Genomic DNA, 12,455 nt, shown 5'->3' with positions numbered 1-12,455 from the left:
GCCGCCCGGCGTCCCGTCCGGCGTGGGTGAGGTCCAGGCCGGGGCCTGGCCCGGTGGGCCGGTCGGAGGCTGCTGGGCCATGGGTACGCCCGGCGTCTGTGGGGACGCGGCCGGGTTCGCGGGGTACTGGTGTGCCAGCGGCGCGATGCCCGGCGTATGGGAGACCGGCTCGGACGCGGTCGCCGACGTGGCGCGGCCCGGGCCGATGATCTCGGCCAGGATCGCCACCGAGGACGGGAAGCCGCGCGGCCGCGCCGGGATGCCTCCCCCGAGTCGGCACCACGCGAGGTCCGCGGCGTACATCGTGGCGAGGAGCGTGCTGCGGACGGCCGGTTCGACGGCCTCCATGCCGTCGCGCAGCGACCGCGGCAGCCGGTCGCCGTCGGGCCAGTACGGGCGGAGCGGATGGTCCCGCTGGATCAGCATCGCCCGCATGGCCTCGCCGACCTGCGGGTCGAGCCAGCCGATCACCTGGCTGGAGACGTCCTGGCGGACGACCGCGAGGTCGGCGGCGAGCAGGGCGGCGGCGATCAGCCGGGGTTCGACGTAGCCGCGCGAGTTCGGGTCGCCGACCATCGGGGTGACCGCGAGCGCGAGGTCGTAATAGCTGTTGCGGAAGTGTTCGCCGGCCGACGCCTCGACGCGCAGTGCGGGGGCCAGAGCCGGTGGGCAGCGGGTGAGCCACTGCTGGACGACGGCCCCGTCACCGTACGACAGGGCGCCGTAGTCGACCGTGGGATTCTGCAGGGTCACGCCGAGCATCGCGATCAGGGCGTCGGCGCGCCGCTGGAACCTCGAGTCCTCGCGCAGCGCGCCCGCCATCGCCCACATCGTGCGGAGGATGACCACCGCCGCGTCGACGCGGCCGGAGCGCAGCCGCTCGGTGTAGAGGCCGACCAGCGTCTCCAGCGGCGGCGGCGTCAGCCAGCGCGGGCCGTCGATGTCCGGCAGCGGCCGTGCGCGGTGGGACGACCACAGGCCGAGCATCTGCGCGTCGATACGCGCGTCGAAGACCGGAGCGGTGGCGCACCACAGCATGACGCCCCAGGTGACGGCGACCGTGCTCGGGACGTTGGAGGAGAACAGCCCCCACCAGTGCGGATAGTCGTGCGTCGGAAGGGCGGCGGCCGACTCGACGGTGGCGCGTACGCGGGAGGTGACCTCGGGCCGGATGCCGGCGTCGACGAAGGCCAGCGCGGGCGGCGGTGCGTACGCGAGGTCGGGGCCGGTCGGGACGACGTGCGGGGGGATCGGCGGCACGGGCATGCCCTGCTGGAGCGGGCGCGCGGACCTGCGGGTCAGGGCCAGCTGCGGTGGCGGGCAGAGGTGCCACTGGGCGTCGGCGGGGGTCAGGCGGTACCAGCGGCCCCAGGCGCCGAAGATCCACCACGAGCCGTCGGGAAGGGCGAGCACGCGGCCGGCGATGAGGTGCTGGCGCTGCTGTGGCGGTGCGCCGGCCCACCATCCGGAGGTGACCATGGCACGGGTGTCCCGCTCGGCCACCGCGAAGGGATCATGCGCGGCGGACGAGGGAACATCCCCATATGCCTGCCCCCAGACCATCACGCAATGGTAAACGGACCGCCAACGAGAAGGCGATCACGAGTAATTCTCAGATCCAGCGGGCCTCGCGGTGCACGCGGGCCTTCTCGACGTACGCGCCGGGCGTGTAGGCGAGTACGGCGCGGTCGTCGTCGGTCAGCTCCCGTACGACCTTGCCGGGTACGCCGGCGACGAGCACGCCGGAGGGGATGGTCTTTCCTGGGGGTACGACCGCGCCCGCGGCGACGAGCGAGCCGGCGCCGATCCGTGCGCCGCCGAGCACGATCGCGCCGATGCCGATGAGCGACCCGGTCTCGATGTGCGCGCCGTGCACCATCGCCTTGTGCCCGAGGCTCACGCGGTCCTCGAGCACGGCGGGCTCACCGGGGTCGGCGTGGAGGCAGGACAGGTCCTGGATGTTGCACTCCTCGCCGACGACGATCTCCTCGTCCTCGCCGCGCAGCACCGAGCCGTACCAGACGTTGGCGCGCGCCCCGAGCGCCACGCGGCCGACGACGACCGCGCCGGGCGCGACCCACGCCTCCGGGTGGATCTTCGGTTCGTGTTCGCCCAGCGCGCCAAGAAGGAAGTCAGCCACGATGGTCGAGTCTAGGAGCGACCGGCGGAGGACCGGCGATCCGGCCCCCGGCGCAGGGGGGGCTCGCCCGAAACATCGCCCCCGGATGGGCGGGTTCTGCCTCCTGAAACGGCCATTTGACGATATAAATCGTCTGCAAACCCCCGCCGCGCGACAACGGAGTGTCACCGATTCTTACCAGACGCCGCATTCCCCTTGCGCCAAGGGGTGGAAGCGTCGAGAGTCGTCCAGGACCTACCTTCAACCCCTTGGGCCTATGAGCAACGAAGCCGAGATTCTGCCAAACCTCCTTCGGGAGGAGTCGTTCGAGATCGTCATGCGCGGCTACAACCGCCGCCAGGTCGACGAATACATCGCCCGCACTCGTAATCAGATCCGCGAGCTCGAGGCACGGCTGTCCCGGGCCCTCGACGAGGTCGAGCGCACCCGCCGCGAGATGGCCGAGGTCCGTGAGAGCCGCCGGCCCACCGGTGACGACCTCAGCGAACGTCTCCGCCAGATCATCAACCTGGCAGAGGAAGAGGCTCAGTCGAAGCTGGGTGACGCCGACCAGAAGGTCAACCAGATCCGCCAGGATGCCGAGCGCGAGGCCAAGCGGGTCGTCGACGAGGCCCAGGGCAAGTCCGAGCGGACCATCGCCCAGGCGCAGGAGAACGCCAACCACATGATGGCGGCGGCCAAGCAGGAGTCCGACCGGATCCGGTCGAGCGCCAAGCAGGAGGCCGACCAGCTGCTCCTCGACACCCGCAACGAGGCCGAGCGCACCCTGACGAACGCCGAGCGCCGTTCGTCCGCCATCAACGAGGACGCCACGGAGCGGCTGACCCAGCTGACCCGGCAGCACTCGCAGGCGCTGGGACGGCTCAGCGAGATCAGTGAGACCCTCTCGGTGCTGTTGCGCGCCGAGGAGAGCGCCGGCCCGCTGGAGAAGATGGTCGAGGAGATCGCCCAGGCTCCCCGCCACGAACGCCAGGAGCAGCGCCCGGACCACCAGCCCGACGCCCCCCGCGCCCAGGCTCAGCCGCAGGGGCAGCACCCCCAGCCTCCGCAGCCGTCGTTCCCGCCGCAGCCCGCCCCGCCGCAGCCGCCCGGCCAGCCGCAGGGAGCGCACGCGATGCCGCCGGCGGGCCCGCCGGAGCAGCCGCGCGTGATCCAGATGCCGCCGGCCGGCGAACCCTCCGAGTGAACGAACGCCTCACCCCGGCGGCCGGAGGGCCGCCGGGGTGAGGCGTTCGCGCCGCGGGCGCACTAAGGTCTTGATTTCGTGGGAGCTGAACGACGTCGCCGCACGAGCACGGGCACGGTGCGCCCGATCCGTTACATGGGCGACCCCGTGCTGCGCGCCGAGAGCGACAAGGTCACGGCGTTCGACGCCGACCTGAAGCGGCTGATCGATGACATGTTCGCCTCGATGTACGCCGCCGACGGCGCCGGTCTCGCCGCGAACCAGATCGGGGTGTCGCTCCAGGTCTTCGTCTACGACTGCAGCGACGACGCCGGACGGCGCCACGTCGGGCACCTGGTCAACCCCACGCTCGTCACGGCCGACGGTGAGCTGCTCGATGACGACGAGGGCTGCCTGTCGCTGCCCGGACTGCGGTTCGCCACCCCACGGTACGCGCACGCCGTGGTCGAGGGCGTGGACATGACCGGCGGGCCGCTGCGGGTCGAGGGCACCGGCTACTTCGCGCGCTGTCTCCAGCACGAGTCCGGGCATCTGAAGGGCCGGCTGTACGTCGACACGCTCAAGGGCGCCACCCGCAAGGAGGCGCTGCGCGCCGTGCGCTCGGCGACCTGGAGCTCGTGAGACTCAGTCGTCGAACCGGCCCGAACGGCCGCGTTTGATCTCGCCGCGACGGCGTTTGTTCTCCAGGCGGCGGGCCTGCACCCGGCGGCTCGGCTTGGTCGGGCGGCGGCTCTTGGGCGGCGGCGCGGTCGCCTCGCCGAGCAGCGCCGCCAGACGCACCTTGGCCGCCTCGCGGTTGCGCAGCTGGGAGCGGTGCTCCTCGGCGCGGACGGTGAGCACTCCGTTGACCAGCCGCCCGCCGAGGCGCTCCAGCGCCCGTTCCCGGTACCGCTCCGGCAGCGCGGTCGAGCCCGCCACGTCGAAGGACAGCTCGGCGGCGGTGTCACTCGTGTTGACGTGCTGTCCGCCCGGCCCCGACGAACGCGAGAAACGCCAGCTCAGCTCGGAGTCGGGGATGACCACCGAGCCGCGGACTCGTACTGGACCGGACATAGGGCCGATTATCCCCAGTCCGCGACCTGGATGTCGTCCGATTTTCACGCGCCGTCGCGCTCTGGCGGCCCAAGCAAGTGGTTACTTACAATGAGGCCATGTCTCCCGATCACGACGATCTCGCGACCGATGACGTGGCGGCCGACCGCGCCGGCCTCTTCCGCGACGACGACCTGATCCGCGTGATCGGCCGCGAGGGGTTCCTCATCGCGGCGGGCGGCGCGGCCTCGCTGCTCCAGACCGCCCATCCGAAGATCGCCCAGGGCGTCTTCGACCACAGCTACACCGCCGAGGATCCGCTCGGCCGCCTGCGCGGCACGATGCAGTGGGTGTACGCGGTCGGCTTCGGCACCCGTACCGAGGCGGAGCGGCTCAGCCGGATCGTCCGCGGCATGCACGACCGCGTCACCGGGCCCGGCTACACGGCAGGCGACCCGGAGCTTCAGGTGTGGGTGGCCGCGACGCTCTTCGCCACGGCCGTGCACGCGTACGAGCTGCTCTTCCGCCGTCTCTCCGACGACGAGCGGGCGGCCTACTACGAGCAGACCAAGGTCTACGCCACCATCCTCGGCTGCCCGTACGCCATGATGCCGGCGACCTACCAGGACTTCCGGGAGTACTACGCCAGGACGCTCGCGTCCCTGCGGATCAGCGACGCGTCGCGGGCCATCGCCCACCAGGTGCTGCATCCGAGGCTGAGGGGCGGCGTGCTGAACGAGCCCGGGCTGGCCACGATCCGCCTCATCACCGCCGGGCTGATGCCGGAGCCGATCCGCCGGCAGTACGGCTGGCGCTGGAACCGGGCGCGGCAGGCCCGTTTCCACCTGCTGATGGCCGCCCTACGGCTCGCGTACCCGCGCCTGCCGCTGCGCGTCCGCACCTTCCCGCGCGACCACTACCTGAGGGACCTGCGCCGGCGCATGCCCGGGAACGCCTGAGGGCGGCCCGGAAAAGGGGCCGCCCTCAGACAGGAACCTTACTCGCCGGACCAGGACGGACGGCGCTTCTCCGCGAACGCGGCGGCGCCCTCCATCGCGTCCTTGGACCCGAAGACCGGGTTGATGATCTCGCCCTGCTTCGCGAACTGCTCCGCGGTGTCCCAGTCGGGCGACTCGACGATGACGCGCTTGGTGGCCGCGAGGGCGAGCGGCGCGTTCTCAGCGATCTTGGCGGCCAGCTCGCGCGCCGCGGACAGGGCCTCGCCCGGCTCCGCGATCCGGTTGACGAGGCCGAGCTCGGCCAGCCGGGACGCCGGGTAGTGGTCGCCGCTCAGCGCCAGCTCCATCGCGGCGTGGTACGGGATCCGCCGCGGCAGGCGCAGCAGGCCGCCCGCGCCGGCGACGAGACCGCGCTTGACCTCCGGCAGCCCGAACTTCGCCTCCGAGGACGCGACGATCAGGTCGCACGCCAGGGCCAGCTCGAACCCGCCCGCCAGGGCGTACCCCTCGACGGCGGCGATGATCGGCTTGGCCGGCGGACGCTCGACGATGCCGCCGAAGCCACGGCCCTCGGCGAGAGGGCTGTCCCCGGTCAGGAAGCCCTTGAGGTCCATGCCGGCGCTGAACGTGCCGCCCGCGCCGGTCAGCACGAGAACGGACACGTCCTTGCGCGCGTCGAACTCGTCGAGCGCACCCGCGATGCCCTTGGCGACCGCGCCGTTGACGGCGTTCCTGGCCTCGGGGCGGTTGATCGTGATGACGGCGACGCCGTCGCCGACCTCGGTCAGAACTGCATCCGACATGGCCTATGACCTCACTTGGGCTGGAAGCGGATACCGCCGTCGAAGCGGATGGTCTCGGCGTTGACGTAGTCGTTCTCGACCAGCGAGCGCACCAGGTGGGCGAACTCCGACGCCCGGCCCATGCGCTTGGGGAACACCACCGGCGCGGCGAGCTTCTTCTTGAACTCCTCGGCCTGCTCGCCCTGCCCGTAGATCGGCGTGTCGATGATGCCCGGGCAGATGGTGTTCACGCGGACGCCGATGGCGGCGAGGTCGCGTGCGGCGGGCACGGTCATGCCGATGATGCCGCCCTTGGAGGCGGAGTAGGCGACCTGCCCGGTCTGGCCCTCGATGCCGGCGACGGACGCGGTGTTGATGACCACGCCGCGGGTGCCCCACTCGTCGATCGGCTCCGTCTTGGCGATCGCCGCGGCGCCGATGCGCATGCCGTTGAAGGTGCCGATGAGGTTCACCGCGATGACCTTCTGGTACGACGCGAGGTCGTGCGGCGAGCCGTCCCGGCCGACGGTCCGCGACGCCCACCCGATGCCGGCGCTGTTCACCACGACGCGCAGCGGCGCACCGGTGGCGACGGCGGCGTCGACGGCGGCCTGGACCTGAGTCTCGTCGGAGACGTCCACCTTGACGAACACGCCGCCGAGCTCGTCGGCGATGGCCTTGCCGCGGTCCTCGTTGAGGTCGGCGATGACTACCTTGGCGCCATGTTCGGCCAGGTCGCGCGCGGTGGCCTCACCCAGCCCGCTCGCGCCGCCGGTGACGATGGCTGCAGCTCCGTTGACATCCATAAGCAGGAGGTTACCGGAGCGGACCGAATCGTATTCTGGTGACCTCGATCACTCGGTCGCTCAGTCGACGACGCGGACGTCCGGGGGGTGCCCGTTCCAGGTCGCGAACAAACTGGAGGTCCGGACGCCGTTGGAGAAGTCGACCCGCAGCCATCCGTCGCCGCGCCAGGTCTGCATCTCGTATCCGGGGTTCGGGGTGGCCGAGACGAGACGCGCCGCCGTCGCCGTCGCCGTCAGCACGACCTTGCCCCCGCGGATGACATAGGTACGGTCGCGCGGCGTCGGCGAGGGGGTCGGCGACGATGTCGCGACGGTGGAGGAGCCGGAGTCGGCGGGCGGCGAGGTGCTCACCGGCGGCGGGTTCACGGGGCGCTGCTCGCCGACGATGGGCCGGGTGGCGGGCGGTTCGCCGAAGACCGCGTTGTGCAGCACCGGGCGGGCGCCGAACCAGACGAGCAGCATGGCGAGCGTGGTCGCTCCACCCCAGAGGGTCACATAGGTCATCACACGCCGCACCGGTGCCATGATGCCCCTTAGGCTACGGAATATGGCGAATGTACTAGTCGTCGAAGACGACCAGTTCGTACGCTCTGCACTCATCCGTGAGCTCACCGAGCGCTCCTACACCGTCCGCAGCGCGAGCACGGCGCTCGACGCCCTGCGCGAGGTGTCGCAGGACGCGCCGGACGTCGTGGTCCTCGACCTCGGGTTACCGGATCTGGACGGGGCCGAGGCACTGAAGATGCTGCGCGCGGTCTCCGACGTGCCCGTGGTCGTGGCGACCGCCCGCGACGACGAGACCGAGGTCGTCCGGCTGCTCAACGCGGGCGCCGACGACTATCTCGTCAAGCCCTTCTCCCCCGAGCACCTGATCGCCCGGCTGTCCGCCGTCCTGCGCCGTGCCCGTGGCCGGTCCGCTCCCCCGCGTACCTGTCAGGTGGGCGGGCTGCGGGTCGACCTCGAGGCGCGCGAGGCGTTCCTGGACGGCGCGCCGCTCGACCTGACCCGCCGGGAGTTCGACCTGCTCGCCCATCTGGCGTTCCGCGCCGGTCAGGTGGTCTCCCGGCGTGAGCTGCTCACCGAGGTGTGGCGCCAGTCGTACGGCGACGACCAGACGATCGACGTCCACCTGTCGTGGCTGCGCCGTAAGCTCGGCGAGACCGCGTCCCGGCCTCGCTACCTGCACACCGTCCGCGGCGTCGGCGTGAAGCTGCTGCCTCCCGGCTGAGCCCGTGGCGAGCATCGGATGAGCCGCCCATGAGCGAGCGGATCAACAAACACGCGCCCGTGCTCTCTCCTTCCCGACGACGGAGGTCTCATGAGACGGTCCCTCGCCTTCGTGTCGGCCGCCGTCACCTCGATGGTCGCGCTCGCCTTCCTCGTACCGCTCGGGCTCATGGTGCGGGAGATCGCCCGCGACCGCGCGCTCACCGACGCCGAACGGCAGGCGGGCTCGCTCGCCCCCGCCCTGGCCATCTCCACGGACCGCACCGCGGTCGAACGCGCGGTCGCGAGCATCCAGGCCGGAGAGGCCGGCCGGGTGGCCGTGCACCTGCCCGGCCAGGCCACGATCGGCACCACACACGCGCGGCGAGCGGACCTGCGGACCGCCATGGCCCGGGGCCGGTCGTTCTCGGCGCGCGCGGCCGGCGGGTACGTGCTGCTCCAGCCGGTCGCCCTGGACAAGGGCCGGACGACGGTGGTCGAGGTGTACCTGCCGAAGGAGGACCTGTCGCGCGGGGTGCGGTCGGCCTGGATCGTCCTCAGCGGCGTGGCCGCCGCGCTCGTCGTCGGCTCCGTGATCGTCGCCGACCGGCTGGCCGCCCGCGTCGTCGGCTCCGCTCGTACCCTCGCCAAGGCGGCCACGATCCTCGGCGGCGGAGACCTGCGAACCCGGATCGACCCGCAGGGACCACCCGAGCTGCGCGAGGCGGGCCGGGCCTTCAACACCATGGCCGACCGGGTCGAGGCGCTGCTCGCCGCCGAACGAGAGCTGGTCGCCGACCTCTCCCACCGGCTGCGCACCCCGCTCACCGCGATGCGCCTGAACGCCGCCGCGCTCGGCCCCGAACCGGCGGCCGAGCAGACCCGCCTGGCGGTCCAGCGCCTGGAGGAGGAGGTCGACCAGATCATCGGCGCCGCGCGCAGGCCCAAGCGGCAGCGTCCGCTGTGCGACGCCGCCGAGGTCCTGCGCGACCGGATGGCCTTCTGGTCGGCCCTGGCCGAGGACCAGAACCGTGACTGCGAGCTGGTCGGCGCCGAGCATCCGGTCCCGGTCCCGGTCGCCCGAAGTGAGCTCAGCGCCGTGCTGGACTCCCTCCTCGGCAACGTGTTCCGGCACACGCCCCAGGGCACGGCGTTCGTGGTGACGCTGTACGAGGGCGTCGGCCGGGTCGTCATCCTCGTCGCCGACGCGGGTCCGGGGATCGACGACTCCGACACGGCCCTGCGACGGGGCGCCAGCGGCGGCGGCTCGACCGGGCTGGGGCTCGACATCGCACGCCGCATGGCCGAGACGGCAGGCGGTGACGTGCGCATCGACCGCTCGACGCTCGGCGGCGCCCAGATCCAGATCTGGCTCCCGACGGCGGGCGCGCGGCGGCCCTGAGCCGGCGTCCGTATGGCTCACTTAGCTCCTCCTTAAGCGGACCTTAAGCACGCGGACGAAGGCCGCCGACGGCCCTAACGTGAGGGGCGTTCACAAGGGTGTCCACATCCGGGGAGGTGCGTCGGCGATGAACCCCCCTCGGGCAACGCCAACCCGCCAGGGCGTTCGCCGCGTCATCGCCGACGCACCTCACGGTGACCGCATGACTCCCCGAGCCAACCCGGATACCCGCCCGGGGCGGGCCGTGCGCCGACCCACGCACGGCCCGCCCCCTCGAACTCCCTCTCGCGTGGTCGCGGAACCGGCACCGCGGCGCGCGCCCGGGATCAGGAGACGGTGACCGTCGGATCGGCGGTTCCGTAGAGGTCGAAGAACTCACGGGCGGCGCGGCAGGACCGGTGGCCGGTCAGCGCCAGGGCGAGGCGGGTGAGATCCGATCGGACCCGCTCCGAACGGAGGCCGCGCGAGAGCGTGAGGGCCCGCGTCGCGGTGTGGCAGGCCTGCTCCACCTCCCCGGCGAGCAGGTGGGCGCGGGCGATCCGGATGAGGTAGATCGCGTGGTCGCGCGGGAAGTCCTCGGCGGAGTGCCCCTTGCGCAGCGCCGTGTCGAAGGAGTCCAGTGCCTCCCGCGGCCGGCCGAGGCTGAGCGCCGAGGACGCCGCGATCATCTCCAGCTCGCTCTCGGTCATCCAGTAGAGCCAGGCCGGGTCGTCATCGCGTGGTCCGAGCGCGTGCTGCCGGCGAGCCTCGTCGAGGTCGCGAAGGCACGCGGCGAGCCCGTGGGAGGTCCTGGAGTGGGCACGGGCCCTGCGGCTGTGGAGCATCGCCCGCAGCCGAGGCGTGGCGCGTCCCTCGCAACGGTCCAACGCGATGCTGACGAGCTTCACGGCGTCGTCGGCGTCGCCCTCCGAGTAGGCCTGGATGGCCATGAACGCGAGTGCGTTGGCTCCGGCCATCGCGTCACCGGCCATGGCCGAGGCGCGCAGCGCCGTCACGTAATAGGACTGAGCGGCCGAATGCAGGCCTGAGTCGAAATACAACCACCCGCAGATTCTCGCCGCTTCACCGAGTGCCGAAAAAAGGCAGCGTCCCGTCGCGTCGTCATAGGTGGCATCGCGGGCGATGGAGCCGAGCACGTCGAAATTCGCCAACGCGATGCGCCGGGTCATCTCTCCGCCGAGAACGTCGTCGAGACGGCCGATCCGAAACAGCGGCTCGGCGAATGCGCCGATCATGTCGCGGGTGACATGCCCCCGTCCCGCCCGCATCACGCGGACGGGCTCCGACAGCGCGACGGACCATTCGCCGACGATCGTGTCGAGGGTGGAGCCGGCGGCCCATGGCGACTGCCGGCGGTCGGACGACCGGGCCTGCGCCGAGCCGGGGAGCGAGCCGAGCGTGCCGTCCAGGTTCCACGGCGCCCGCAGCAGCGCCCGGTCGGCGGGGAAGGCCAGCAACAGCCAGGACGGCCAGCCCAGGTCGTACACGGCGTCCTCCGGGACACCGTGGAGATCGGCCATGGCGAGCTGGGCCGAAAGCTGAGGCGTGGAGGCGCCGGACTCCCAGCGGATGACCTTCTCCCTCCGTATCGCCATCGCGCCGAATCCGAGGGCCTGGTGCCGGCGATTCACCTGGTTGAGGTATTCCACCGCGGACAATCCACCCAACGCGGCACGAAGCGCGGTCAGCGAGTGACGGTAGGTGGGATCGACCATGTCACAGGGCTCCCTTCGGCCACGGTGATTCGACGGCATCACAGTATGTCACCACAAGCATCCCCACCGTAACGAGGCAACGCGACGCAACATCCGCCTTGTGGATTTTTATTTCGTGACGTGCTGACATGTTGTCCGTTGGCCGGATATTCGCACCGGGAGCGAAAACGGCACCGCCCCGTTTCTTCCGTGTTCCGCCGTTGAAACAGGCCTACACCGAAATCCGAATCACGCCTGCCGTACCTGCGCCGGGAAAGGTAATCGACTGAATGAAAGAGTCACAGCCCGGGACGGCGGGCCGCTTCCACTTCACGCATTCGGCGCTATACCGCTGCGGCGCGGCGGCCGCGGAGAACCGGTGGGCGGTCCTTTCCGTCTGGGGTTTTCTCGCGCTGGCCGCACTCGCGCTCTTGCCCTCGCTGCTGCACTCGCTCGGCTCTCCTCCGCTCAGCGTCCGCGGCGCCGAGTCCGCCCGTACGACCAGGGCGCTCCAGCGGGACATGCCGGTGCTGGGCACCGAGCAGTTGCTGCTCGTCTTCCACTCCGACCGGCTGACGGCCGGCGAGCCGGCCTACCGGTCGACGGTGGACAGCACCCAGGAGACGCTGATGCGGCAGCCCGGTGTGATCATCACCAAGGCGTTCCCGGCCGCCGGCGCCGACGTCTCGGCTCCCCATCCGGTCGGCCTGTTCGAGGTGCGCGGGCTGTCCTACCGGGATCCCCACAACAGCTACGTGTTCGTCTCGACGTACGGCGACGACCGGGAGCGGCTCGACCGCTACCCGGCACAGCGCGCGGCGGTGGAGCGGGCGGCCCGGCAGGCCTCGGGCGGGCGGGTTTCGGCCTTCCTCGTCGGCGAGACCCCGGTGAACGCCGATGTCAGGAGCCTGGAGATCTCCTCCGTCCGCGTCGTCGAGGGCGTGGCCGTGGTCCTGTCGTTCCTCGTGCTGTGGATCGGGCTGGGCGCGCTGGGCGCCGCCGCCCTGACCCTGGTGCTGTCCGCCGCGACGATCCTCACGGCCCTCGGCGTCATCCGTGTCCTGGCCCAGGTGACGACGTTCGACGTCTTCGTGCTGACGGCGGTGTCGGTCGTCGGCCTGGGGATCGGCATCGACTACGCACTGCTCATCGTCAGCCGCTTCCGTGAGGAGGTCGCGGCCGCACCGGCGGCACGGCGCGGCGGTGCCGACTGCGCGCGAGCCGCGGGCATCGCGGTCGCGACGGCGG

General features: G+C 71.6%; 13 protein-coding genes. 6 read left to right on the top strand and 7 right to left on the bottom strand.

The annotated features are described in order from the left end of the window. Window positions 1–1,503, bottom strand: a 1,503-nt coding sequence (locus tag ACFFNX_RS27485) for a hypothetical protein (protein ID WP_378208343.1), incomplete at its 3' end; no start/stop codon positions are given. Between the two features lie 109 nt (window positions 1,504–1,612). Beyond that, window positions 1,613–2,140 (bottom strand): gamma carbonic anhydrase family protein, encoded by a 528-nt coding sequence (locus tag ACFFNX_RS27480; RefSeq protein WP_378208339.1) that lies wholly within the window; start codon window positions 2,138–2,140, stop codon window positions 1,613–1,615. A gap of 256 nt (window positions 2,141–2,396) precedes the next feature. Between ACFFNX_RS27480 and ACFFNX_RS27475 the strand changes: the two genes are divergently transcribed. Both ACFFNX_RS27475 and def read left to right on the top strand, forming a co-directional pair. Beyond that, window positions 2,397–3,326 carry a coiled-coil domain-containing protein gene (locus tag ACFFNX_RS27475; protein WP_378208336.1) on the top strand — a complete coding sequence of 310 codons (930 nt, stop codon included), beginning with the start codon at window positions 2,397–2,399 and terminating at the stop codon, window positions 3,324–3,326. 78 nt (window positions 3,327–3,404) lie between these two features. Continuing rightward, complete coding sequence (gene def / locus ACFFNX_RS27470) at window positions 3,405–3,947, top strand: peptide deformylase (RefSeq protein WP_378208333.1); 543 nt, start codon at window positions 3,405–3,407, stop codon at window positions 3,945–3,947. Window positions 3,948–3,950: 3 nt separating this feature from the next. On the opposite strand, the gene arfB is transcribed toward def, so the two are convergent. Further along, window positions 3,951–4,379 (bottom strand): alternative ribosome rescue aminoacyl-tRNA hydrolase ArfB, encoded by a 429-nt coding sequence (gene arfB, locus ACFFNX_RS27465; protein WP_378208330.1) that lies wholly within the window; start codon window positions 4,377–4,379, stop codon window positions 3,951–3,953. A 98-nt stretch (window positions 4,380–4,477) separates the two neighbouring features. Between arfB and ACFFNX_RS27460 the strand changes: the two genes are divergently transcribed. Then, window positions 4,478–5,317, top strand: a complete 840-nt coding sequence (locus ACFFNX_RS27460) for an oxygenase MpaB family protein (protein ID WP_378208327.1) — start codon at window positions 4,478–4,480, stop codon at window positions 5,315–5,317. A 38-nt stretch (window positions 5,318–5,355) separates the two neighbouring features. On the opposite strand, the gene ACFFNX_RS27455 is transcribed toward ACFFNX_RS27460, so the two are convergent. The 3 genes from ACFFNX_RS27455 to ACFFNX_RS27445 are packed head-to-tail and all read right to left on the bottom strand — an operon-like array spanning window position 5,356 to window position 7,421. Next, window positions 5,356–6,120 (bottom strand): crotonase/enoyl-CoA hydratase family protein, encoded by a 765-nt coding sequence (locus ACFFNX_RS27455; RefSeq protein WP_378208324.1) that lies wholly within the window; start codon window positions 6,118–6,120, stop codon window positions 5,356–5,358. A gap of 11 nt (window positions 6,121–6,131) precedes the next feature. Next, complete coding sequence (locus ACFFNX_RS27450) at window positions 6,132–6,905, bottom strand: SDR family NAD(P)-dependent oxidoreductase (protein WP_378208321.1); 774 nt, start codon at window positions 6,903–6,905, stop codon at window positions 6,132–6,134. A 60-nt stretch (window positions 6,906–6,965) separates the two neighbouring features. Further along, the gene (locus ACFFNX_RS27445; RefSeq protein ID WP_378208318.1) at window positions 6,966–7,421 is read right to left on the bottom strand and encodes a hypothetical protein; all 456 of its coding nucleotides are present in this window, start codon (window positions 7,419–7,421) and stop codon (window positions 6,966–6,968) included. A 31-nt stretch (window positions 7,422–7,452) separates the two neighbouring features. On the opposite strand from ACFFNX_RS27445, the gene ACFFNX_RS27440 reads away from it, so the two are divergent. Next, entirely contained in the window at window positions 7,453–8,133 is a 681-nt protein-coding gene (locus tag ACFFNX_RS27440; RefSeq protein WP_378208315.1) for a response regulator transcription factor, read from the top strand. Between the two features lie 90 nt (window positions 8,134–8,223). Beyond that, entirely contained in the window at window positions 8,224–9,513 is a 1,290-nt protein-coding gene (locus ACFFNX_RS27435) for a HAMP domain-containing sensor histidine kinase (RefSeq protein ID WP_378208312.1), read from the top strand. 326 nt (window positions 9,514–9,839) lie between these two features. On the opposite strand, the gene ACFFNX_RS27430 is transcribed toward ACFFNX_RS27435, so the two are convergent. After that, complete coding sequence (locus ACFFNX_RS27430) at window positions 9,840–11,228, bottom strand: NsdA family TPR-like regulatory protein (RefSeq protein WP_378208309.1); 1,389 nt, start codon at window positions 11,226–11,228, stop codon at window positions 9,840–9,842. 269 nt (window positions 11,229–11,497) lie between these two features. On the opposite strand from ACFFNX_RS27430, the gene ACFFNX_RS27425 reads away from it, so the two are divergent. Then, a partial coding sequence (locus ACFFNX_RS27425; protein WP_378208306.1) for an MMPL family transporter occupies window positions 11,498–12,455 on the top strand: 958 nt, incomplete at its 3' end.

Origin of the sequence: Actinoallomurus acaciae (genome assembly GCF_042429965.1) — a bacterium.
Taxonomy (GTDB): domain Bacteria; phylum Actinomycetota; class Actinomycetes; order Streptosporangiales; family Streptosporangiaceae; genus Actinoallomurus; species Actinoallomurus acaciae.
Note: the sequence above shows the minus strand (reverse complement) of the source record. Positions and strands in the feature narration are given on the sequence as shown.

Excerpts from the sequence above, each read along its gene's own strand:
- ACFFNX_RS27450 (WP_378208321.1), bottom strand. The coding sequence starts at position 6,905 with ATGGATGTCAACGGAGCTGCAGCCATCGTCACCGGCGGCGCGAGCGGG.
- ACFFNX_RS27475 (WP_378208336.1), top strand. The coding sequence starts at position 2,397 with ATGAGCAACGAAGCCGAGATTCTGCCAAACCTCCTTCGGGAGGAGTCG.
- arfB (WP_378208330.1), bottom strand. The coding sequence starts at position 4,379 with ATGTCCGGTCCAGTACGAGTCCGCGGCTCGGTGGTCATCCCCGACTCC.
- ACFFNX_RS27455 (WP_378208324.1), bottom strand. The coding sequence starts at position 6,120 with ATGTCGGATGCAGTTCTGACCGAGGTCGGCGACGGCGTCGCCGTCATC.
- ACFFNX_RS27460 (WP_378208327.1), top strand. The coding sequence starts at position 4,478 with ATGTCTCCCGATCACGACGATCTCGCGACCGATGACGTGGCGGCCGAC.
- ACFFNX_RS27440 (WP_378208315.1), top strand. The coding sequence starts at position 7,453 with ATGGCGAATGTACTAGTCGTCGAAGACGACCAGTTCGTACGCTCTGCA.
- ACFFNX_RS27430 (WP_378208309.1), bottom strand. The coding sequence starts at position 11,228 with ATGGTCGATCCCACCTACCGTCACTCGCTGACCGCGCTTCGTGCCGCG.
- ACFFNX_RS27435 (WP_378208312.1), top strand. The coding sequence starts at position 8,224 with ATGAGACGGTCCCTCGCCTTCGTGTCGGCCGCCGTCACCTCGATGGTC.